Here is a 24105-nt window from a genome sequence, read left to right as displayed (position 1 = left end):
ATTAACCATAAAATTCAATCAGATAAAAAATAAATACACAAACGCAATGTTAATGCTTGGTTAATTATTTGTTGACTATGCAATCTTTGCACGGCTATTCTTTGTAAACCCAAAGTAAGCATCACCTGCAAAATAACGACTCAATAAAAGAGATAATAAAGAAGTGAGCAACTGGAGAAGAGGTATGATGAATCATAAAAGGTCTGTATTTTACGTATCCCTCGCTTTTAGCCTGATCCTCATCGGCTTAGGGGCTTTTATTCCCGATAAACTGGAAACATTTTCACACTCTGCACTGAGCTTTATCTATAACAACTTAGGTTGGTTTATCCTTGGTGCTGTATTCATTTTTTTTAGCTTCTGTATGTACCTTGGATTTTCGAAATTTGGTCATATTCGCTTAGGCGATGATAATGACAAACCGGAGTACAACACTGCCACTTGGGTCGGCATGCTGTTTAGCGCATCCATAGGGATCAGCTTAGTATTCTGGGGCGTCGCAGAGCCCGTTTCTTACTATATCAGCCCACCAATGGGACCTGGGATGACGGAGCAATCCGCAAAAACGGCGATGCAATATGTCTATCTGCATTGGGGTGTTTCGGCTTGGGCGTGTTATGCCTTAGTCGGGGTTTCTTTGGCCTTTTTCCAATTCAGAAAAAAATTACCATCCTCATTAAGTTCCGTGTTTTATCCATTAATTGGCGATCGTATCAAAGGATCAATTGGAAAATGGGTGGATGTACTGGTCGTGTTATCCATTGTGATTGGTATCGCCACATCCCTTGGGTTTGGTACGCTACAAGTCAACAGCGGAATGCATTATCTGTGGGATTTGCCTGTTAGTATTTATATTCAAATCGCGATTATTGCCGTTGTGACTGTGATTTATATCGCTTCTACCATTTCAGGATTGCAGGGCGCCATCAAGCATCTTTCTAACCTCAACATGTTGCTTGCCTTCGCATTAATGGGGTTTATTCTGTTTGCCGGTCCAACACAAACTATCTTGAAAGTACTGTTCCAAGGTATCGGAGATTACATGCAAAATTTCGTCAGCATGTCATTTCGTACTGAGCCTTATAATGATGGTTCCTGGATTGCTAACTGGACACTGTTTTACTTCGGCTGGTGGATTGCATGGGCGCCATTAGTGGGTAGCTTCGTGGCGCGTATTTCCAAAGGTCGTACAATCAAAGAGTTTATGATTGGTGCCGTATTTATTCCGGTATTAGGTTCATTTGCTTGGTTTGCGGTGATGGGCGGCTCAGCCATCCATATTATCCAAAATCTCGGTGAAGTGGCCTTGGCGGATGCTGTCAAAACCGATGTCACGTCTGCACTGTTTAAATTCTTAGATTATTTCCCAGCACCGACGTTAATTAGTATTTTAGCCATGGTCTTGGTGATGGTGTTCTTTATTACGTCAGCAAACTCAGCGGTATTCGTTTTAGGTATGGTCAGTGAAAATGGTAACCCAAATCCAAGTCATGTGACCAAAACTATCTGGGGAGTGGTAATTGCAGCAATTGCTATCGTGCTTATCATGACCGGAGGGCTAACGGGTTTGCAGTCCGCACTTGTCGCCACAGCAATTCCACTTTCGGTATTAATGTTGATTATGTGCTACTCAACCTATAAAGGTTTGAATGAAGAAGTCAAAACCACGGTCAAAGTAAAAAGGAGCCTGAGAGAAAAAGTTGGTCGCCTTAGAAAACCTATCTTCACGGAAACAGAAAAATCGTAAATTATAGGTTCATTAAGGCATAAAAAAACCACGGTAGCTGCTGACTTTATCGGGTCACTTCAGGCTACCGTGGTTTTTCTTTAGAAAAATGTATTACGCTTTTTGGCTAAACATGTCTTCGCTGAACAAGGTTAATGCCAGTACTAACGCATCTTCTCGACCCGTTTTCGTCGGATAATAGTCTTTACGTACTGTCGCCTGTTGAAAACCAAGTTTATCATACAGATGAATGGCTGAAGCGTTAGACTCTCTCACTTCCAACCACAGCGTTGAAATCCCTCGATTAACAAGATCGTGAATTAATCTTTCTAATAGCATTCGTCCATAGCCATTTCCTTGAAAATCAGGGTGAATAGCAATATTGAACAGCGTAGCTTCATCTAATACATACTGAGTTATTGCATACCCAACAATTTGATTATTAACTGATATTTTTAGATTATGGTATTTTTCACCTTGGTTTCCATAAAAAACTCGCTCAGTCCATGGAAAATCATGACTTAACTTTTCAATTAAGAAGGCTGTCGCGAGATCAGATTGCTTGAGTGTTGAAATTTTCATCATATTGATAAATTTGTTTCCATAGTGCCTGTTTAGCATTGCTGCTTGCTATCAGTTCAGACAAAACAGGAGAAAGAAATGTGACTTTTGAACCTTCGGGATGAATGCCATCCCCTATCACCCAACAAGGTATTGTTATTGGTGTTGGAATGAGTTTGAGCTGATCGGAATTAATGCACACAACGTCAATCTCATCGATCTTCATTGTGAGAAAAATATCTTTTAACAGCTGGCTGTTTAAATCAAGGTTCTCATCAGTGATAATAATAAGCTTAGTCGACTCAGGAATGCGTACACCACGTTCACCACGTAACACAGTCGGATTTCTCACCATCCATTGAGTGATCCCCATTTGTTCTAAAAGTCTGTCACGTCGTGTCATTGCTTTACCCAGTCGTTAGTTAACAACCACATCTTATCAAAGGGGATTAATAGCGCCAACAGCAATGCTATTTATCTTTTTTCTGGTAAGGTAGTCCGCGTGGTTATATTCATTTTAGGAGATAGACAGAATATGTCATTACTGACACCCGCCAGCGAAGTTATTCAACGCCATTTAGAGCACTTTACCGATCGTCATGTTCTTTTGGCAGGCGATATTCAGGATGAACTTGGTGCAATTTTAGAAGCCGCCAGCGTGCGCGTGCTCACTAACCAGTACCATCGCTGGAAAAACTTACAGCCGGCATTGGGTGAAAATGTTCTGTTTGCTTCAACAGCAACCGCGGAATTCGTTAAACCTTGCAACACCTTAATTTACTTTTGGTCTAAGAACAAACAAGAAGCCGCGTTCCAACTTGATGATTTATGTACCCATCTTGCTGCTGGCAGCCAAATTTTTATCGTCGGCGAAAACCGCAGCGGCGTAAAAAGTGCCGAAGCGATAATGGAAGGGATTGCGACACTGAAAAAAATTGATTCCGCACGCCGCTGTGGGCTCTATTACGGTGAATTAGAGCAACCAACCGAATTTGATATTAAGCGCTGGTGGCGTAACTATCAGGTTGATAATGTGAAAATTCATGCACTTCCAGGTGTATTCAGCCATAACGAGTTAGATATCGGCAGTGATTTACTGCTCTCCACATTGACTGAGCCAATGAGCGGTAATGTGCTTGATCTGGCTTGCGGTAACGGCGTACTCGCCGCGGTTATCGGCTCACAAAATCCAGATGTCACCTTAACCCTGAGTGATGTCAGCGCATCCGCGATTGATTCAGCTACAGCAACATTAGCAGCCAACAACCTGACCGGAAAAGTGATCCCAAGCGACGTTTATTCCGATCTTGATGATAAATTTGATTGGATCATTTCTAACCCGCCGTTCCATGATGGGATCAACACCAGTTATAACGCGGTAGAAACGCTTATTTTCCAAGCCCCTAAATACCTGAAAAAAGGTGGGCGCTTACGGATCGTGGCGAATGCATTTTTACCTTATCCTGACTTACTGGATAAAGCGTTTGGCGGTCATGTGGTTCTGGCTAAGACAGGTAAATTCAAAGTTTACGAAGCCATTAAGCGCTAAAACGACGAAATTATCTCATTGTCGATTTTGTTTCTAACGGTCAACTTTCTAAGTTGACCGTTTTTTCATCAAACAAAATTACGCGGATAAAAATTTATTGACGTCTGCGCAAATTAGCCTAAAATCCGCACCGTACTATTGATGCATGAGCAATTATGCAAAAGAGTTAGTATTGCGAGGGTGGCGGAATTGGTAGACGCGCTAGCTTCAGGTGTTAGTGTCCTTTGGACGTGGGGGTTCAAGTCCCCCCTTTCGCACCACTTACTCTTCATAATTTCAATTATCTATGCGTTGACTGCTCTTCGCTATCCGTATCACATAGTTATCTATGCTCAACGGAATAGCGGCGTTTGTCGCCTTTATCTAATTGAAATTCTTTTGAGTAAGAAAGCTCATATCATAATTTCAATTATCTATGTATTGAGCATGATATACACAAGTATCAATAGAAAGAATTTTGACAGTATTTGCGAGGGTGGCGGAATTGGTAGACGCGCTAGCTTCAGGTGTTAGTGTCCTATGGACGTGGGGGTTCAAGTCCCCCCTTTCGCACCACTGTTAATGATTCGTAACCTTAATCTTCAAGAATTCAATCTTCAAAGGTTCAATCCTCGATAGCCATTCGCCCACCAACATTCCTAACCTAAATATCGTTTAAACAATCTTAGCTTCGCATAATAAAAATCAGCAAGAAGCAGCCTAAAGACATTACTGCTGGAATAATGAGTAAACGCCGTGAGCCACGATTAAACAGCATGCCTGCCGTCGCAATCATCAAGGTGATCATTGCCACTTTCAGTGGATCAAACCCCATATTGCTCAGCAAATACATAATACTCAGTAACACCACCGCGAAGACGCCCCACAAACCAGCGCCAATACGCCGCAACCCTGTTGCTTTTGATACGCTAGTTCCCATAACGCCTCCCATTTATAGCTAACGAGTCTTTAGCTAACTCATAATTAGTCTATAATTTTGTTAAAGATGATAATGATTATCAATCATATCTGCGTTTCTATAAAAATCAATCAAATTTTTGTGAGGAAAATATTTCCCCCACAGTAAAAACATCACTCAAAAATACAAATAAAGTGAATATCTTCAGGCTCTAGCGCAAACAGCACAGGATCGGGCTTTTCGAGTAGTTCACAGCCCATATATTGATAAAAATGCACCGTATTTTCGGAAGGGGTTGCAGAAACATACAACCCACCAGCGCCTTTCTCCAACGCCCTCTGCTGGCAAAGTTTGAAAAGCTGGCCGCCCAGCCCTTCACCACGATATTGGTAACTAACATGAAGAAAAGAGAGCTGTAACAGATCCTGATTTTCCCCTCGCCATACATTATCTAAACTCGCTGCGGCGATCAGTTTTTCATCATCAAAAATACCAAAGAAAACAGCGCCATTATCATAACTTTCCAGCAAATGCGGGGTGTATGCATCCGTTTCACCTTCCGGCCAACCTTTCATATCAAAGCGTTGAGCAGAAAGAACTAACTCTCCTTGTTGGTGAAGATAAAGGTGTTCAATCAATTCAGTTCTATCAATCGACCACACATTTGGGATCTCATCCCGCGTGAGCTCGCGTGTTATTCTCATTTTTATTAGTCTCTTAATGCTTGTATAAAGGCTATATAAATCGGATACATAGAGAGCATACAGGCTACACAATCAAAAAGAAATCAGGGCATGAAGAAGGAAACTTAATGAGGATTTATTGGACTTTATAAACAAAAAAGTTCTCTGTAGCATCCTGCCGCAGAGAACTTTTAACTACAGGGGTTGGTTTATTGCTTCAATCCCATCGCATCGCGCATGGTAAAGAACAAATCGGTTTGGTCAGTCAGACCCATCACGTTCGCGGCGTGTGGACCATAGGCCGCAACACGTAGCTGAGCACCTGTATGCTCCTGTGAATCTTCTTCTTCAGAGTTACCGTAGTTTACGGTCATCACGGTACCATCTTTAGTAATCAGCGCTTGAGTTAAGCCTGATGATTTAGTTCCGTCTGGAATAATTTGACTAGAATGCGAGTGGTCAGCGGTCACGATAACCAGTGTATCACCGTGCTTCTTAGCGAAATCTAATCCCACTTGTACCGCTTGATCCAGCGAGACAGTCTCACCGATTTGACCACATGGATTCGCTTTATGATCCTGCTTATCGATAGAAGCGCTTTCAACTTGTAAGAAGAAGCCATTCGGATTTACTTTCAATAAATCAATCGCTTTTTCAGTCATTTGCGCTAATGTCGGTGCATTCGGGTCTAACTTAGAATTCGGTTTACACTCTAATGCTGCGTTATTTAAGTTACCGTGATAAGTAGCTTTTGGGCCTTCCCACGCCACGGTCATGTTGCCATCATGGAACAGACCTAACACAGGTTTATCTTGGTTAGCTTCTTTGATTGCATCGAGTGACTTAGCATCACGGACGATAGTGAATCCACGCTCTTCCGCTTGTTTTTCCAAGGTTTTCCCTTTGTAATCACCCGCTTTAGCTTCCTGCTTAAAGCTTTTCGCACCACCACCTAATGTGACATCGGCACGGGTGATCATTAACTGTTCAGAGATAGAACCACGACCGCCATTTTCCAGCGCATTGGTTGCACACTTTTCACTGGTCTCTTCAGGACCGTAACATTTACGCCCCGTCACATGAGAAAACTGAGCCGCTGGCGTTGCATCTTGGATTTCAGATGTCGTCACGTTACCCGTTGCTTTACCATTACGTTTCGCAATTTCAATCAATGTGTCATGGTCTTTACCGAATACATCAATCCCTAAAGCGCCGTTATAGGTTTTCACACCGGATGACCATGCTGTTGCAGATGCCGCAGAATCAGTTACATAGTCTGGTTTTTGTGTTTTCTTATCTAATGCGTAATGGGTGTATTGTCCAGTGATTGGCAATGCATCGATTCCTTTAAAGAAACCGCCAGCCCCTTCAGCATAGTTACGTGCGACGGTAATTTCAGAATCCCCCATACCATCGCCGATAAATAAAATGACGTTCTTTGCTTGACCATTATGCAGTGCCGCTTTCATGATATCCGTCTGTTCAGTCGATAAACGGCGAGCACCACCAAACTTAGTGATATCCCCTTTTGCAGCGCGACTTTCTGAAACTGCATCATTTTTATCCGCGGCATAAGCGGGGATTGCAGTTCCTAAAATTAACGTACTTACAGCGACGGCTAACATAGATTTCATAAAATTACCTGTCATAACTTTTATCCTTGCCAATCAATAAAAAGAAGAGTGAATATACTTCGAATAATTGACCAGCATGCTAGAGCAGCCAGATGACAGTTGAATGACGGTTTTATGTCGATATAAAGATGATTGTCATAAACATAGCAGCCATAAACATAACAATCATAAAAGCGAAACGCCCAATCAGGGCGTTATCGATGAGAAAAAATTATTGATGAGGTGTTTGTTGGCTCATGAGTTGAGAAATCAGCTGTAGTGCGCTTAATAAGCGATGTCGCTGCTGATCAGTCAAACGTAAATAACGCCGAGCAGCAGGGATCCGACTAACCATTTCAGAAGCAGTGTAAGGCTCAATTTCGCAACGCCAAACGCCATTTTTGACAGCAATATGACAGTGAGTGAAATCTAGCTCTTCGAAAGTTTGGCGGATCACGGGGTACTGCTCTAAGCTTTCGACCAAAAATTTCCCATCTGTTTGTTGAGTCGTGAACTGAACGTGTTTTTTCCGCGCTGACCCTGCTGTTTTCACATCAATCTGTGCCACCAGCGCACTGTCACATTTTCCCGAAACTGCAAAGCGACTATGCACAATAAACGCCATAAACAAGGTTTTCACACGCTCAGTCACTTCCACTTTAATACCTTGAGGCAATTGGATGAGCAACACTCCAGGCGCCCCCCACTCACAAACATAAGGAGCGATATCTTTCTCAATCCGATTTAAAGTTAACCCCGCTTGATACCCTGTCGGGAGGCGTTTTTGAGTTAACCTTTTCCACCATGGTGACTTAGGCAAGGTTACGTAAAGGCTCAAGTTCCACCTCCTCTGCATTGTCATCGTCAAATGAGTTGGACAATACTTGTTCAACCGGAACGGGCTTAAATGGATTCACTTTCTGCACTAACACGGTCCAACCTAATGCATAACTCGCGGTTAATCCCAACATAATGGCAAATGGAATATACACGTCCGCTTTATTCATGCCCGGCGGCGTGATGTAAACAATCGCTAGAATAATCCCCACACTCGAAATAATTTGAGGGATAGGGAAGAATGGTGAGCGATAAGCACGATGTAAATCAGGGCGACGAATACGCAATAGCACCACAGAAATCGTCACTAATAAGTACGCCGTTCCCCACGAACACACAGCCGCCAGCACCAACGGGATAATGCGATCTAAATCCCCTTGGATAGCAAATGCGTGTAAACATGGGATCATCACCGCCACTAAAATACCGAACACAGGCGTTTTAAAACGAGGGTGTAAGTAGGCAAATACTTTTGGTAATGCCCCATCTAACGCCATACCGTAAAGAATACGCGGAACCGCTGCCATTAAGGTGTTAATGGTCGCCCCACCCGCCAGCAATAATGCAATTCCAATCCAGTATTTACCGAAGTCACCCATAATTTGCCCAGCAAACGCAGGAATAGCCATCGGTGTTTCTAATAGGCTCACACCATTTTGAGGGTCAACAATCACGTTTTCGACTTGGTTTGTCAGTGCCGCACCAAACAGGAACATACAGAATGCCACGCCACATAAACCAATCGCCATCGCACGCGGGATCACTTTGGCTGAATTTTTAATTTCCGGCGCCATCGGTGTCACTAACTCACAGCCGACAAACATAAACATCGCCATTCCCACAAAGCTAAGAACAAGGGTCGGGTCAGAAATATTCAGCCCTTGACCAAACCAGCCTTCTGCGGAAACATGGAATGGCATTAGCAGCCCACAAATACTGAAAATCACCAACGTGCTCCACATTGCAAAAGTGAGCACCACTTCCACTTTGCCGAAAGCTTCGATACCAAATGCATTCAATAAGCCGAATGCCACAACTAAACCAACCCCCACCATCCAAGAGGAGTTATTGGTTTCCAGCACTGTATTCAAGCTTTCAAAGTTCACTAACGCCATAATACCGGACAAAATGGTCTCTGCTGTACCTGCAAAAACGTGAACTATCAGATAGGCAGACAGTGCCCCTGTAATCGCCCAAAAGCGCCCCATACCGCAGGAGATATAGTCGTAAACAGAACCGGAGGTCGGTAAAATTGCCGCCGCTTCGGAGAATGTGGTTAATTGAGCCTGCATCATGATAAAGCTCAGTAAAACAGCTAAGGCAAAAGTATCACCGCCGATCCCAAAACCACTGGTTACAGTGAGGATCACAGGGCTTGCCATAATCACGCCAACCGAACTAGCGAGCGTTGTTGGAAAGCCAACCTTACCTTTTTCAATGTGTGATGTTAATTTTGAGGATAAATTCATTTTGCTTCCCTCTCTCTGCTCACAGCCCAAATTGTGAATTTTTTGTAAAAATGAAGTGACTGCATTCTCACTATAGAAATAAGCCTAAACATCTCGCCATCGTCCTTTAGAACGATACCCAGAGAGAGGGGAGCACACAGAGCCCAAAACGAAAAGTACCCTTTTAAAACTCAAATAATATAATAATCATTGAAATATCAATGGTTAGTAAAAAATAACCTCATTAACATATTAACAAACACACTACAAAAGATACCCAAAGGCAGTAAACTCCCTTTAAACGATAAAAAACAAGTTTTAAATAGTGTAACCACGCTCACGTTATTAACATGTTTATTTTATGTTAATCGAATTAAATTGCATGATAGTAAGCTGTATATTTTGATGGGGTATGATGATGGTTCAACCGCTATTTAGTGAGAGTCAACAGGGCTTAATCGACTGCTGCCTAAATACAATTGCCCATATCATTCCTATTTCTGCGGCGGTTTATTATCTAGTAAATGAGCACTGGCAGCCAGAAAACCATGTACTATATGGAATTTCTGCACGTATGCATGAAGAGTATCTCTCTGCCTTTTTCCAGCACGACCCTCTACATCCCGACCATTTTCGTGGTGAGGATCTCCGTTTAGTGAAGATGCCAGTGGAAATGCGTCAGCACGATCAAACCTTCTTCCATGATTTTATGCAGCCAAACCATATCGCAGATATGGCAGAGATTTTTATTCGCCGTAAAAATAAGATTGTGGCGGGAATTTCCGTGCTACGCGATACGCCATTTACGCCGGAAGAGGTGATTAGGCTCAATGCAATCTTACCAATTGCGGAGCTTATGACATTTGATGTGCGACCCGATTCTCTGGTTTCCTATACCCCGAAAGAGCAAGAAATTATTCATTTAGTGCGAGAAGGCGCCAGTAATAAGCGTATTGCGCTGCTGTTGGGTGTTTCGCTTTCCACTGTAAAAACCCATCTACGCAATATTTTTACCAAAGCCAATGTGAGCAACCGGACAGAATTAGTTTCCTCCGGATTTATACTGCGCCAAGATAAAATTTTATAAAAAATCCCGGCGCATTGGCCGGGAAAACTGTTGCTTTACAGAAAAAACAAAACCACTAACGCTCTAATAACGCACCATGACGGACTTTAATTCAGTGTAGTGCTCGATGAATGCACTACCAAATTCACGACCAATTCCAGAGGACTTAATACCACCGAAAGGTACTGCTGGGTCGAGGAAGGTGTGCATATTCACCCAAACAGTTCCAGCTTCAATTTGTGAGACCATGCGCATTGCTTTACTAAGATCATTTGTCCATACGCTCGCAGCCAAGCCAAATGGCGTGCTATTCATCATCGTAATCAGCTCATCTTCATCATCATAAGCCAAGAAAGTGCCGATAGGACCAAATGTCTCTTCTTTCATTAACACATCATCTGGGCCATTTGCTCGGATAATCGTAGGCGGAACAAAGTAACCCGCACCAGCAATTGGCTGCCCACCATAGACAATTTCACTGCCATCTTGGCGTGCTTTTTCAAATAGGCTTAAGATCTTATCGTAATGAGCTTTATTGGCTAATGGTCCCATTTCTGTGGTTTCATCCAATGGCGAGCCAACCTTCATTGCCGATAAACGCGTTTTTAGCGCTTCCAGAACCGTATCCATCAATTTAGATGGAATATAGAAACGCTCTGCCGCTGCACAGATTTGCCCTTGGTTTAAATAACCCGCTTCAATGATGCCGCTCACAATCTTATCCACGGATAAATCCGCTAAGAATGCTGCACCATTTTTACCGCCCAATTCTAATGTGACGCGAGTCAGTTTGCCTTCCATCGCTGAGCGCCCTACCGCCAATCCAGTCGGCACTGAGCCTGTAAAGGTCACTTTCGAACAAAGTTCATGGCTAATTAAAGCAGGTCCCACTTCGCGACCACCACCATTTACAATATTGATTACACCATCAGGAATACCCGCTTCTTTGGCTAATTCAGCCACGCGCAACATGGTCAGAGGGGTAAACTCACTTGGCTTCAGTACAATCGTGCAGCCACATGTCAATGCAGCCGCTAATTTCCAAATGGAAATCATAATGGAGAAGTTCCATGGGATAATCCCAGCAACCACCCCGACAGGCTCACGCTGGGTAAATGCCGAGTATTTTTCGCCATTAAATGATGGCAAAGAAACATTCAGGGTTTCACCGCTAATTTTAGTTGCCCAGCCCGCAAAATAACGTAAAAACTGTGCCGCTGAACCAACTTCCAGAAAACGTGATAACTGAATGGTTTTCCCAGAACTTAAGGTTTCTAATTGCGCTAATTCTTCTAAGTGTTTTTCGAGCAAATCTGCTAAACGATTCAAACAGTTGCCTCGTTCCATCGGCGTGGTATTTGCCCATGAGCCTTTAAATGCGGCATATGCCGCATTCATCGCTGCATCAACTTCTTCGCAAGTTCCTTCTTTCACTTTCGCAATCACTTGCTCGGTGGCTGGATTCACGACTTCAAAATAAGCATCTCCCTTGCCAGAAACAGCCAATCCATTAATAAAATGACCGTGTTGACGGTTCAAGAATTCTCTAACTTCTGGTAACAGGGTTAACTCACTCATCGTTATCTCCACCTCGTTAATTTATCGAATTACGCATTCACGCAGGCTAAATAGTGTTTTACAAAACGTGGTGCGCTGATTTCCCAAAGTACTTCAGTGCCTTTGGCTGCAAACCAAGAGTCGCCTTTATGGTATTCCACGGTGACGCCTGTTTTTACGTCGGTTAATTTCACCGAACCTTCATGGACAGTTGCCATTTCATCAAATGGGTAAACCATCTTAAATTTGCCTGTTGTACAAGCAAAAATACCGCAAGTCAGATTATCTGTTGGCTCTCCGTGGATCATCGCCACGCTTGCTTGTGGATCACCTTCAACAACCACAGAACCTAAATTGCTCACGCTACCAATGTTCAGTAATTCAGGAAGTGCTTTGTTTAACAGTAATGGGCTGATCATCTTTCTTACCTTCTCTTATGTAATAAAATCAAAAATGGACATTAAATTTAGGAAAACTTAGCGGCGACCTTGCCAATATCCTGATAACTGATGCCAACACTTGGCAAGTGACACAATGGCATTACGCATGCTGTCTTTCCCCATAATGTCAGCATGAGGAATCGAACTCATCAGGTCATAGCGGCTGGAGCCTTCAACCATTCCCTCAGCAAGCACCTTGCACACGATCTGGCTTGGCGTAACACCAAAGCCTGAATAGCCTTGTACGTAGAACACGTTTTTATGACCAGGGATCGTGCCAATTTGCGGGAATAAGTTAGCACTACACGCCATTGGCCCTCCCCATGCCAGCTCGATTTTGACGTCTTTCAGGTATGGGAAAACATTCAGCATCAATTTGCGGTTCCACTCTTTCAAGTCGGATGGAATGTATTCTAAAAAGTACGTCGAGCTACCAAATAGCAGGCGATTTTCGTTTGTTACACGGTAGTAATCGATGACTGGGCGAATATCGCTGTATGCCCCGCGAATTGGGCTAATGCGTTCAATTAATTCATCGGAAAGCTCTTCCGTCATTAACTGATAAGCATAGGTGTTAATTGTTTTTGGGTATAACGTCGGCTCAAGACCATTCAAGAAGCCATCGCACGCCCACAACATTTTTTTCGCTTTCACGGAACCCATCGCGGTACGAACCGTTACTGTATCGCCGTACTCAACATTCAAAACTTGGCTGTTTTCAAAAATTTTTGCGCCATATTCACTCACCGCTTTCGCTTCCCCCAGTAACAGGTTAAGTGAATGAACATGTCCGCCTCCCATGTGTTTGATTCCACATGTATAAGCGTCAGAGCCGATAATCTGCTTTAAATCTGAACCTGTATAAAATTCAATTTCTTCATCTGGCGCGACGGCTTTAAAATCTGCAAGCCAACTGCGCAATGTTTTTTCTTGGCGCTTGTTACTACCTAAGTAGGCATAACCATGGCAAAAATCCGCATCAATGTTGTATTTGGCGATACGGTCACGCATGATCCCCGCGCCCATGTTGCTCAGTTTAAAAATCGTTTCTAAACCTTCAGAACCAACGTGTTTTTTAATCGCATCGAGGTCATGACCAATACCAGCCATCACTTGCCCACCATTACGTCCTGTACCGCCATACCCAAGGTGGCGACCTTCCAAGATAGCAATGTTGGTAATTCCCTTTTCACACAATTCCAATGCGGTATTAATCCCTGAGAATCCACCACCGATGATCACGACATCCACATCAATGTCTTCTTTCAAGGTTGGGAAACGCAGATCATATTTTTTGGTTGCTGAGTAATAAGTTAATGATTCTACTTGGTTATTCATAATGGATACCCTATCTAGTATCTTGCAATAACCTTGATTATCTTAACCAATCATTAACAGTTACATAGCCCTTTAGGGATATTCGAAACATAAAGTTAACATTTGTGACGTGGATACAATATTTACTTATAAATAAGATTAAATCAATTTAAACCTTTTATGTTTTAATTCAAAAGGATAAATATTTATTATTATATTAATAGAAATTATTACATATTTTAGTAAAGGATGAAGGCAAGGAGTATTTCATTGCCAAGAGAAAAATACAACTAATTGAAAAATAAAGCTTTATCAAGGTTGTCTAGTTTAACCATCTGATATATACAAGAAATACACTAACTCTACTCAATTACTGTTTTATTGGAGTCATTAATAAATTAAACAATTCAACTTGAGAGTTAATCTCTAATTTTTGATAGATATTCTTGCGGTGATTTTTGACAGTACCCAAGCTAATAAACAGCGCCTCGGCAATTTGTGGGGAGCCTTTACCTTCCAAAATTAATTCAACGACCTCACACTCTCTTGGCGTCAAACCAAAGCAAGTTTGTAAGTCAGTATTACGGTAATGGCTGGATACTGAGTTAGGCACGACTTCCTTATGTAATCGAGCGATACTTCGAATAATATCAAAGGCTTCTTTTAATGAGGCTTGTTTATTTTCGTCTGAAAGAAAAGGCTGGTCTTCATTACCAAAGAAAATACCTAATTGTTTATCGGCCGATAGCTCCAGCAACAGCCCCGCCTCATCGCACCAACCGGTCTTACGATAAAAGTTAAGATAATAATCAGTATGATAAAACCCTTTCGGTGCAACTTCTTTCAATGTCAGCACCTTCGAGCTGCCACCTTTTTGTAGTTCTTGATAGAAAGGATCCATCAGATAAGCGCCACGCTGATAAATACGATTGATACTGTCACTATTGCGCTTCTCAACTTTCGACAGAAAACGCGGCGCACCTTCTTTTTCAAAGGCATAAATAATGGCGTTATCAAAGACCACAAAAGAGGACAGCCATGACAACAAATTGGGGTAAAACTGGTTGGTTGCCACGGAGTCAATAAGGTCAGGTAATTTATGCAGATAATGATCCATTCAGCCCTCACTCATTAACTTATTAATAATTTATCACCGTGTATATTCAGGCGAACTATAACCCTATAAAGACCATATTCTGAGAGGAAGCTCAATTTTTTTGTTATTAATATGTTAATTAAATCACAATATATGCCATGGATATTAATAATATTTTATCAATTATTTAATAAGTTGAAGGGGTTCGAAGAAAGTACAGGAGTAATAAAAGAGAGCAGCCCCGAAAGGCTGCTAGAGAACTATTTATTGATAATGGCCTTCAATTTGCTGTAACGACGGATCAAACGCCACTTTAATTTCAGCGTTGTGGCATGCTTCCAAACAATATCCCAGTAACCTTTATCGAAAAACAGCTGAACCATCTGCTTTTGCGTTTCCGGTGACTTGATGGCTAATAGCGCTAAAACAACCCCTAAGCCTTCTTTCCCCACTTGCCATAAGCAAGCCGGTGCTTGTTTCACTTCTTCAGGATGGCGCTTATAGATATCCATCAACATATCTAAGATCTTCAGATAGGTATTGATCTTACGTACTGAGCGCTCATCTCCGGTTAAAGAGTGAGAAACGGATTGGTTATGGATCAGATATTCATAATATTGTTCATTGATAAACTGCACTCGTTTAGCAACGAGCAGCATTTCGGTAGTCCAAGGAATATCTTGATGGTGTAATCTTGGTTCAAAGGAAAAATTGTGTTCTCTAATTAATGACAAGCGATACAGATTCAACCAAGTTACATGGAGAAATTTACGAGAGCTCAAGCCAATTTGCAGCCATTGAGGGCCCGTGATCACGCCAGTAGAAGGCACTTTATTTGGCGGAAAAATAGCTTTTGGCGCATCCCCATTGGTGTACACATAAGTACCATTGCAAGTTGCTACGTCCAGATCCCCCACTAAGGCAATCTCTAATAAACGACCATACATTCTGGCATCAATTTCATCATCAATATCAGGGAAAGTGATGTATTTCCCTGTTGCGACAGCCATTCCGGTATTACGCGCAACGGAAACGCCACCGTTTTCCTGAGTGAGTACTTTGAAATTCTCAAACTTATCTTCGTATTGACGAATGACTGATTCGCTATCATCTGTTGAACCATCGTTCACAACGATCAGTTCCCAGTTTTCGAGCTTTTGGGCAATTAAGCTGTCAAAAAAATGGGGTAAAAACTTTTCGCCGTTATAAACAGCAACAACGATACTCAATACAGGCTGAAGGGACATGGATTAACCTTACGCTCATTAAAAATGATGATAATGACAAAATATATTCTTGTTTTTCATGAAAAATTCATAATCAAATCAAAGCTGTTATGATAAGAGCAACTTTACCTATCCCGATTATTACTCAAATTATCAAATCGCTGTGAACTAATTTTGACTTATCTTACCTAAGAAATGTCAATTATACCTCACCTTAACAAAAGGATCCTCCTGTGGCTGGAAGTAGCTTACTTGCCTTATTAGATGATATTGCAGCAGTTTTAGATGATGTGTCCGTGATGACAAAAATGGCGGCAAAAAAAACATCTGGTGTTCTGGGTGATGACCTCGCTTTAAATGCGCAACAAGTCACAGGCGTTCGCGCTGAAAGAGAGATCCCTGTCGTCTTGGCTGTCGCAAAGGGCTCATTCATCAACAAACTCATTTTAGTCCCACTAGCATTACTGATTAGCGCTTTCATTCCGTGGGCAGTCACACCATTATTAATGATTGGAGGCGCATATCTCTGCTTTGAAGGCGCTGAAAAACTTGCCCATAAGTATCTACACAAACATGAAATCTCACCATCAGAAGCAGCACGAGAAGCTCAGCGTTCAGAACAAGAAATAGCGGCATTTGAAAAACAAAAAATTAAAGGTGCAATCCGTACTGATTTTGTTTTATCGGCGGAAATTATCGCTATTACTTTAGGTATCGTTTCTTCAACAACGCTCCTAAACCAATTTGCAGTTTTATCAATTATTGCCATTGTTATGACTGTCGGGGTGTATGGATTAGTTGCTGGTATAGTCAAACTAGATGACTTAGGCTTCTATCTACAGAAAAAAGCCTCTACTTTGCTGCGTAAATGCGGTAATGGGTTAATTTATGTAACCCCTTATTTAATGAAAACATTATCTGTTGTAGGAACGGCCGCGATGTTTATGGTCGGAGGGGGGATACTCACTCACGGAATTACCTATCTGCATTTATGGATCGAAAAAATGGCAGAAAAGACAGGCAGCATCGGTGTTGTTGGTAATACACTACAATTTTTGACTCCTTCCATTCTTAATTTAATTTTTGGTCTAGTTATCGGTTTACTTATTGTTTTCATTATTAACTTTTTTGCTCGATTTAAAAAAACAAAATAAAGCTAAAAACTGACTAATATCCTTAAATACATTATGGTAATAGTCAGTTTATTTTGTATCAGGAAAAAGAGAGAATGCCGACACTTTACCGACGATTTTCGATCATCAACCAGGTTATTGGGTTAATGCTACTTATTGCTGTTTTAGGCATTATCGGTATGACAATTTCCAACCGTATGATCATCAGTGTACAAGGCAATGCTCATGCCATTAACACATCAGGTTCCTTGCGCATGCAAAGTTACCGCCTACTTTCTTTAACGCCCATAAACCAGCATAGTCAGAATTATCTTGATGAATTAGAGAAAGACTTACTCAGCCCCGAACTCACCCAAGTGGTTAAAATTGAAAACCTTACACCTGAATTTAATAAAATACATGAATTTTGGCTAAACACTTTAAGACCCGCACTCACAAAAGCATCTTCACCTGATGATGCCCGTTATGAAGTCATTACTTTTGTTAATATGCTCAATGAGTTAGTTCATAACATTGATGATAAAACTGAGAAAAAAATCGCTTACGTTGCAATGACTCAGCTGATTTTTATTAGCTTAGTCTTTTTACTGTTGATGGGAACAATCTGGCATTTAAGACGAAAAATTTATTACCCATGGATGAAACTGCTTTCTATGGTTAATGCTATTGGGCGTAAAGACTTTACTCAGCGCTATCCCATGAAGAATAATAAGCAAGATGAGCTCAATGCCCTAGGTGAAACCCTCAATCATATGTCTGATGAGCTGGCGCAAAGTTACCACCAACTCGAAGAACGTGTGGCCGAAAAAACCGCGGACTTACTCGCTAAAAACCGTGTTTTGTCATATCTTTATCAATCAAATCAAATATTACACTCATCGGAAACGCTTTATTCAAGATTACAAAAAGTTCTCGCAGAGCTGAAAAACATTACGCAGCTAGAGAACTTGCGCCTCAAATTATATGAAGATAGCAATGAACAATATTTTCATGAAATCTCTTATGCCACGACCAATCTCGAAATAGATAAAACAAAGCTATCTTCCACTAATCAGCATCCATTACACAATGATCCAGCAAAAGAATATCAAACGTTACAGTGGGATCTCTCTGATAACATGCACCGATATGGTGTAATTATTGGTGAAATTGAGCAAAAACAACCATTTTCTGATGAAAAAAACAGATTGGTTCTTATGCTAGCGAAACAGATTTCAGGTATGCTCACCATGGAGCAACAGATAGAGCAACAGCAGCAGCTGCTAATCATGGATGAACGTGCCGCTATTGCTAGAGAGCTTCATGACTCTATCGCACAATCACTCTCATGTTTAAAAATGCAAATTAGCTATCTGCAAATGCAACCAGAACCATTACCAGAAACAACTCTACATTTGCTCAATGAGATGCGTACAGAAATTAATACTGCATACAGCCAGTTACGGGAATTATTAACGACTTTCCGCTTGAAACTCACTGAATCAGGTCTATTACCTTCACTCAAAAGTACTTTAGGTGAATTTAGTGGGCGTATTGGCTTTAATATTCAGCTTCATTATGAAATTCCAGCGAAAAGTATCTCACCACACCAATCTATCCACATAATACAAATAATTCGTGAAGCGCTAAGTAATATTCTGAAGCATGCTAATGCAACTTGGGCTAAAGTTTCATTAAGCCAACATAGAGGCACTGTCACCATTACAATTGATGATAATGGCAATGGTATTGATGACAATCCAAATAAACTTAACCATTATGGCCTCATTATTATGAGAGAAAGAGCACTTAGCCTGAATGGCGAGTGCTACATTACTCAACGTGCCGGAGGGGGAACCGAAGTGAAAGTCACATTCCCCTTATCTGACATCTAAAACATCTGATATTTAGAACACCGGATCAAATCATTCATGGAGACTAAAAATATAATGACCGAAAAATCAACGATCCTACTTATTGATGATCACCCAATGCTCCGAAATGGTGTAAAACAGCTGATTAGCTTAGAGCCTTCACTTAAAGTTATCGGTGAAGCTGGAGATGGAAAAACAGGTATTCAGATAGCAGAAGAGCAAGATCCTGACCTGATCCTTTTAGATCTCAATATGCCTGGAATGAATGGCTTTGAAACCCTAGATGAACTCAGAAAACGTGAACTCTCAGGCAGAATTATTCTCTTTACCGTATCGAATTATAGTGATGATTTGATCAGTGCGCTTAAGCGAGGTGCTGATGGTTATTTGCTAAAAGATATGGAGCCTGAAGAACTGATTATCGCACTCAAAGAAGCCGCAAGTGGAAAAATGGTGGTTAGCCCGACATTAACCTCTGTCCTTGCTGAATCATTAAGAGAAAACCAATCACAAAATGAAAGCGATGCAATCGCACTAACACCACGAGAATCCGACATTTTAGAGCTTATCGCTCAAGGATTATCAAATAAAATGATCGCTCGAAATTTAGATATCGCAGAGAGCACAGTAAAAGTACATGTAAAACATTTACTTAAAAAACTAAATCTAAAATCTAGAGTCGAAGCTGCTGTCTGGGTGCTCCAACAAAAATAATATTTTTTCATCATACCGTCTTCATTCATAGCTAAATGATTGATTCATCTAGCTATGAGTGCACTTATCAATCTCACTGTATAAATTAGCAAGGGCTATTAATAGCTCTAATCTACAAGTCATTTTTTTCCAGTTATAATAAGCTTGCTTTTGACTCTTACTGATACAGATTATCCTTATGATAGAAGAACAACTTATTTTAGTTAATGAACAAGACACGCCAATTGGTAGCATGCCAAAACTACTTGCTCATCAGCAAGGTTGCCTACATCGTGCATTTTCTATCTTTATTTATAACCGTAAGAACGAATTACTCATTCAACAACGCGCATTTCATAAATATCATTCCGCTGGGCAGTGGGCAAATTCCTGCTGTAGCCATCCAAGGCCGCAAGAAGATACCCATGATGCAGCTTTACGCCGCTTAACAGAAGAACTCGGGTTTTCAACTTCATTAACTCATGTTGGTGAGTTTATTTATAAAGCTGATGTGAATGGCGGGCTAATTGAGCATGAGTATGACCACCTATTTGTGGGCTACTATGACAATCAAGTCATTCCTAATCCTGAAGAAGTCAGTGCTACCTGCTGGATTAGCCTTGAAACTTTAGCCCAAGAAATCAGTACTCATCCTGAAAAATTTACTCCGTGGTTCAAGAAAATCTGGGAAAAATACCCGTTACTGAATTTTTCTTCCTAATCCTTCTTTTATATTACGTCAGCCATAACGTATTCCTTTTTTCTCTGTTACCAGATAGTCTTTTCATAAGCAACAGATAGTATAACCAATTAATATATAGATATTTTCTTACAATAGAATAACTAGAATGGCTTAGACTTTTTTGATCTGAAGTAGAGAGGATTTTAAGACTTATGATTTCTTGAATCATGATTTTTGGGTGGTAGTTTTTGCATAGTGGCCTTTAAATACAGGCATCCAGAGAGTAAGAACAACGAAATTAGTGAGATCTGAAGGGGGCTGTTTCGATAATCACGCTTCAAAGGATGACTATCTTGCCTTTTATCACCTATTTTTTAGGCCCCCAAACGCAAAAAAGCCACCCATTGGGTGGCTTCTCGGCTAATTTAATGTCTGGCAGTTCCCTACTCTCACATGGGGAGACCCCACACTACCATCGGCGCTACGGCGTTTCACTACTGAGTTCGGCATGGGGTCAGGTGGGACCACCGCGCTATTGCCGCCAGACAAATTCTGTTTATTCCCGTCTAAGTTTTCTCTTAAACCAGAACTTCAATCTTGAACAAGCTGTGTCTCCACCTTCCGGCTTCTCACTTTCTTTGAAAATCAACTTAATCTCTCATCTCGAAAACACCTTCGGTGTTGTCAGGTTAAGCCTCACGGTTCATTAGTATTGGTTAGCTCAACGTATCGCTACGCTTACACACCCAACCTATCAACGTCTTAGTCTTAAACGTTCCTTTAGGACCCTTAAAGGGTCAGGGAAGACTCATCTCAAGGCAAGTTTCCCGCTTAGATGCTTTCAGCGGTTATCTCTTCCGCACTTAGCTACCGGGCAATGCCATTGGCATGACAACCCGAACACCAGTGGTGCGTCCACTCCGGTCCTCTCGTACTAGGAGCAGCCCCTTTCAATCTTCCAACGCCCACGGCAGATAGGGACCGAACTGTCTCACGACGTTCTAAACCCAGCTCGCGTACCACTTTAAACGGCGAACAGCCGTACCCTTGGGACCTACTTCAGCCCCAGGATGTGATGAGCCGACATCGAGGTGCCAAACACCGCCGTCGATATGAACTCTTGGGCGGTATCAGCCTGTTATCCCCGGAGTACCTTTTATCCGTTGAGCGATGGCCCTTCCATACAGAACCACCGGATCACTAAGACCTACTTTCGTACCTGCTCGAGCCGTCACTCTCGCAGTCAAGCTGGCTTATGCCTTTGCACTAACCGCATGATGTCCGACCATGCTTAGCCAACCTTCGTGCTCCTCCGTTACTCTTTGGGAGGAGACCGCCCCAGTCAAACTACCCACCAGACACTGTCCGCACCCCGGATTACGGGGCTACGTTAGAACATCAAACATTAAAGGGTGGTATTTCAAGGTTGGCTCCACGCAGACTGGCGTCCACGCTTCAAAGCCTCCCACCTATCCTACACATCAAGGCTCAATGTTCAGTGTCAAGCTATAGTAAAGGTTCACGGGGTCTTTCCGTCTTGCCGCGGGTACACTGCATCTTCACAGCGAGTTCAATTTCACTGAGTCTCGGGTGGAGACAGCCTGGCCATCATTACGCCATTCGTGCAGGTCGGAACTTACCCGACAAGGAATTTCGCTACCTTAGGACCGTTATAGTTACGGCCGCCGTTTACTGGGGCTTCGATCAAGAGCTTCTCCTTACGGATAACCCCATCAATTAACCTTCCAGCACCGGGCAGGCGTCACACCGTATACGTCCACTTTCGTGTTTGCACAGTGCTGTGTTTTTAATAAACAGTTGCAGCCAGCTGGTATCTGCGACTGGCTTCAGCTCCATGAGTAAATCACTTCACCTAATGCCAGCGTGCCTTCTCCCGAAGTTACGGCACCATTTTGCCTAGTTCCTTCACCCGAGTTCTCTCAAGCGCCTGAGTATTCTCTACCTGACCACCTGTGTCGGTTTGGGGTACGATTAATGATAATCTAGAGCTTAGAGGCTTTTCCTGGAAGCGGGGTATGAGCTACTTCGCCACCGTAGTGACTCGTCATCAGACCTCAGCATATAGTGAACCGGATTTGCCTAATTCACCTGCCTACATCCTTAAACCGGGACAACCGTCGCCCGGCCAGCCTAACCTTCTCCGTCCCCCCATCGCAATTATCACCAGTACGGGAATATTAACCCGTTTCCCATCGACTACGCATTTCTGCCTCGCCTTAGGGGTCGACTCACCCTGCCCCGATTAACGTTGGACAGGAACCCTTGGTCTTCCGGCGTGCGGGTTTTTCACCCGCATTATCGTTACTTATGTCAGCATTCGCACTTCTGATACCTCCAGCAACCCTCACAGGTCACCTTCACAGGCTTACAGAACGCTCCCCTACCCAACAATATTTACATATCGCTGCCGCAGCTTCGGTGCATAGTTTAGCCCCGTTACATCTTCCGCGCAGGCCGACTCGACCAGTGAGCTATTACGCTTTCTTTAAATGATGGCTGCTTCTAAGCCAACATCCTGGCTGTCTGAGCCTTCCCACTTCGTTTCCCACTTAACTATGACTTTGGGACCTTAGCTGGCGGTCTGGGTTGTTTCCCTCTTCACGACGAACGTTAGCACCCGCCGTGTGTCTCCCGTGATAACATTCTTCGGTATTCGTAGTTTGCATCGAGTTGGTAAGTCGGGATGACCCCCTAGTCGAAACAGTGCTCTACCCCCGAAGATGAGTTCACGAGGCGCTACCTAAATAGCTTTCGGGGAGAACCAGCTATCTCCCGGTTTGATTGGCCTTTCACCCCCAGCCACAAGTCATCCGCTAATTTTTCAACATTAGTCGGTTCGGTCCTCCAGTTAGTGTTACCCAACCTTCAACCTGCCCATGGCTAGATCACCGGGTTTCGGGTCTATACCCTGCAACTCATTCGCCCAGTTAAGACTCGGTTTCCCTACGGCTCCCCTATACGGTTAACCTTGCTACAGAATATAAGTCGCTGACCCATTATACAAAAGGTACGCAGTCACACCATAAAGGTGCTCCCACTGCTTGTACGTACACGGTTTCAGGTTCTATTTCACTCCCCTCGCCGGGGTTCTTTTCGCCTTTCCCTCACGGTACTGGTTCACTATCGGTCAATCAGGAGTATTTAGCCTTGGAGGATGGTCCCCCCATATTCAGACAGGATAACACGTGTCCCGCCCTACTCGTCGAGTTCACAACACCAACACCTTCGGATACGGGGCTATCACCCTTTACTGCCGGCCTTTCCAGACCGTTCTCCTGATGCTAATGCTGATTAAGACTCTGGGCTGCTCCCCGTTCGCTCGCCGCTACTAGGGGAATCTCGGTTGATTTCTTTTCCTCGAGGTACTGAGATGTTTCAGTTCCCTCGGTTCGCTTCGTTTGACTATGTATTCATCAAACGATAGTGCAACGAATTGCACTGGGTTTCCCCATTCGGAAATCGTCGGTTATAACGGTTCATATCACCTTACCGACGCTTATCGCAGATTAGCACGTCCTTCATCGCCTCTGATTGCCTAGGCATCCACCGTGTACGCTTAGTCGCTTAACCTCACAACCCGAAGGTGTCTTTACCAACTGACCCGACGGCCAGTTGAACACATTCAAGTTGAGATTTTTGAGAGACTCTCACATTGTTTAAGCGATAAACAATGTGCGTTGTTTTCAATTTTCAGCTTGTTCCAGAT

General features: G+C 42.6%; 19 protein-coding genes, 2 tRNA genes and 2 rRNA genes. 9 read left to right on the top strand and 14 right to left on the bottom strand.

The features are described from left to right. The first annotated feature begins 184 nt into the window (after positions 1–184). Positions 185–1747, top strand: a complete 1563-nt coding sequence (locus tag ACIH2S_RS02895; protein ID WP_430248076.1) for a BCCT family transporter — start codon at positions 185–187, stop codon at positions 1745–1747. Positions 1748–1840: 93 nt separating this feature from the next. On the opposite strand, the gene rimI is transcribed toward ACIH2S_RS02895, so the two are convergent. Both rimI and ACIH2S_RS02885 read right to left on the bottom strand, forming a co-directional pair. Further along, positions 1841–2311: a ribosomal protein S18-alanine N-acetyltransferase gene (gene rimI, locus ACIH2S_RS02890; RefSeq protein ID WP_430248074.1), complete on the bottom strand. Its 471-nt coding sequence runs from the start codon at positions 2309–2311 to the stop codon at positions 1841–1843. Further along, positions 2280–2690: a DNA polymerase III subunit psi gene (locus tag ACIH2S_RS02885; protein ID WP_036950197.1), complete on the bottom strand. Its 411-nt coding sequence runs from the start codon at positions 2688–2690 to the stop codon at positions 2280–2282. The genes rimI and ACIH2S_RS02885 overlap by 32 nt, the downstream gene beginning before the upstream one ends. A 132-nt stretch (positions 2691–2822) precedes the next feature. Between ACIH2S_RS02885 and rsmC the strand changes: the two genes are divergently transcribed. The 3 genes from rsmC (at position 2823) to ACIH2S_RS02870 (ending at position 4391) form a co-directional block, all read left to right on the top strand. Further along, positions 2823–3836, top strand: coding sequence for a 16S rRNA (guanine(1207)-N(2))-methyltransferase RsmC (rsmC, locus tag ACIH2S_RS02880; protein WP_349488012.1), 1014 nt, complete (start codon positions 2823–2825; stop codon positions 3834–3836). Positions 3837–4010: 174 nt separating this feature from the next. Beyond that, positions 4011–4096: transfer RNA gene (locus tag ACIH2S_RS02875), tRNA-Leu, on the top strand. 209 nt (positions 4097–4305) lie between these two features. Beyond that, positions 4306–4391 (top strand) — tRNA-Leu (locus ACIH2S_RS02870). A gap of 109 nt (positions 4392–4500) precedes the next feature. Here ACIH2S_RS02870 and ACIH2S_RS02865 read toward each other — a convergent pair. From ACIH2S_RS02865 to ACIH2S_RS02845, 5 genes are all read right to left on the bottom strand, one after another. Next, complete coding sequence (locus ACIH2S_RS02865; protein WP_036950193.1) at positions 4501–4755, bottom strand: DUF1435 family protein; 255 nt, start codon at positions 4753–4755, stop codon at positions 4501–4503. A gap of 152 nt (positions 4756–4907) precedes the next feature. Continuing rightward, the gene (locus ACIH2S_RS02860; RefSeq protein WP_036950191.1) at positions 4908–5438 is read right to left on the bottom strand and encodes a GNAT family N-acetyltransferase; all 531 of its coding nucleotides are present in this window, start codon (positions 5436–5438) and stop codon (positions 4908–4910) included. A gap of 188 nt (positions 5439–5626) precedes the next feature. Further along, on the bottom strand, positions 5627–7066 hold the full coding sequence (gene phoA, locus ACIH2S_RS02855) for an alkaline phosphatase (RefSeq protein WP_036950188.1): 1440 nt from the start codon (positions 7064–7066) through the stop codon (positions 5627–5629). A 196-nt stretch (positions 7067–7262) separates the two neighbouring features. Next, entirely contained in the window at positions 7263–7868 is a 606-nt protein-coding gene (locus ACIH2S_RS02850) for a DUF3156 family protein (protein WP_231138138.1), read from the bottom strand. Further along, positions 7843–9336 (bottom strand): APC family permease, encoded by a 1494-nt coding sequence (locus ACIH2S_RS02845; RefSeq protein WP_036950184.1) that lies wholly within the window; start codon positions 9334–9336, stop codon positions 7843–7845. The genes ACIH2S_RS02850 and ACIH2S_RS02845 overlap by 26 nt, the downstream gene beginning before the upstream one ends. A 397-nt stretch (positions 9337–9733) precedes the next feature. Here ACIH2S_RS02845 and ACIH2S_RS02840 point away from each other — a divergent pair, with 397 nt between their 5' ends. After that, on the top strand, positions 9734–10402 hold the full coding sequence (locus tag ACIH2S_RS02840) for a helix-turn-helix transcriptional regulator (protein ID WP_272534965.1): 669 nt from the start codon (positions 9734–9736) through the stop codon (positions 10400–10402). 63 nt (positions 10403–10465) lie between these two features. Here ACIH2S_RS02840 and ACIH2S_RS02835 read toward each other — a convergent pair whose 3' ends face one another. The 5 genes from ACIH2S_RS02835 to ACIH2S_RS02815 form a co-directional block, all read right to left on the bottom strand. Beyond that, positions 10466–11959, bottom strand: coding sequence for an aldehyde dehydrogenase family protein (locus ACIH2S_RS02835; RefSeq protein ID WP_272534804.1), 1494 nt, complete (start codon positions 11957–11959; stop codon positions 10466–10468). 29 nt (positions 11960–11988) lie between these two features. Next, positions 11989–12357, bottom strand: coding sequence for a cupin domain-containing protein (locus ACIH2S_RS02830; RefSeq protein WP_036950178.1), 369 nt, complete (start codon positions 12355–12357; stop codon positions 11989–11991). A gap of 57 nt (positions 12358–12414) precedes the next feature. After that, on the bottom strand, positions 12415–13716 hold the full coding sequence (locus tag ACIH2S_RS02825; protein WP_036950176.1) for an NAD(P)/FAD-dependent oxidoreductase: 1302 nt from the start codon (positions 13714–13716) through the stop codon (positions 12415–12417). 349 nt (positions 13717–14065) lie between these two features. Beyond that, the gene (locus ACIH2S_RS02820) at positions 14066–14812 is read right to left on the bottom strand and encodes a helix-turn-helix transcriptional regulator (protein WP_036950174.1); all 747 of its coding nucleotides are present in this window, start codon (positions 14810–14812) and stop codon (positions 14066–14068) included. Positions 14813–15051: 239 nt separating this feature from the next. Beyond that, the gene (locus ACIH2S_RS02815; RefSeq protein WP_036950171.1) at positions 15052–16038 is read right to left on the bottom strand and encodes a glycosyltransferase; all 987 of its coding nucleotides are present in this window, start codon (positions 16036–16038) and stop codon (positions 15052–15054) included. 212 nt (positions 16039–16250) lie between these two features. Here ACIH2S_RS02815 and ACIH2S_RS02810 point away from each other — a divergent pair, with 212 nt between their 5' ends. The 4 genes from ACIH2S_RS02810 (at position 16251) to idi (ending at position 20417) form a co-directional block, all read left to right on the top strand. Then, positions 16251–17171 carry a DUF808 domain-containing protein gene (locus ACIH2S_RS02810; RefSeq protein WP_036950169.1) on the top strand — a complete coding sequence of 307 codons (921 nt, stop codon included), beginning with the start codon at positions 16251–16253 and terminating at the stop codon, positions 17169–17171. Between the two features lie 74 nt (positions 17172–17245). After that, complete coding sequence (narX, locus tag ACIH2S_RS02805) at positions 17246–19024, top strand: nitrate/nitrite two-component system sensor histidine kinase NarX (RefSeq protein ID WP_108479617.1); 1779 nt, start codon at positions 17246–17248, stop codon at positions 19022–19024. Between the two features lie 36 nt (positions 19025–19060). Further along, on the top strand, positions 19061–19717 hold the full coding sequence (gene narL, locus ACIH2S_RS02800; RefSeq protein WP_080675620.1) for a two-component system response regulator NarL: 657 nt from the start codon (positions 19061–19063) through the stop codon (positions 19715–19717). A gap of 178 nt (positions 19718–19895) precedes the next feature. Next, complete coding sequence (gene idi, locus ACIH2S_RS02795; protein ID WP_154599534.1) at positions 19896–20417, top strand: isopentenyl-diphosphate Delta-isomerase; 522 nt, start codon at positions 19896–19898, stop codon at positions 20415–20417. Positions 20418–20808: 391 nt separating this feature from the next. Here the strand turns inward: idi and rrf are convergent. Beyond that, a 5S ribosomal RNA gene (rrf, locus tag ACIH2S_RS02790) occupies positions 20809–20924 on the bottom strand. Between the two features lie 139 nt (positions 20925–21063). Further along, positions 21064–23969: ribosomal RNA gene (locus ACIH2S_RS02785) — 23S ribosomal RNA — on the bottom strand. Positions 23970–24105 lie beyond the last annotated feature (136 nt).

Source organism: Providencia lanzhouensis, from assembly GCF_050469745.1.
Lineage (GTDB): Bacteria > Pseudomonadota > Gammaproteobacteria > Enterobacterales > Enterobacteriaceae > Providencia > Providencia lanzhouensis.
This window is presented reverse-complemented; position numbering and strand designations above follow the sequence as displayed.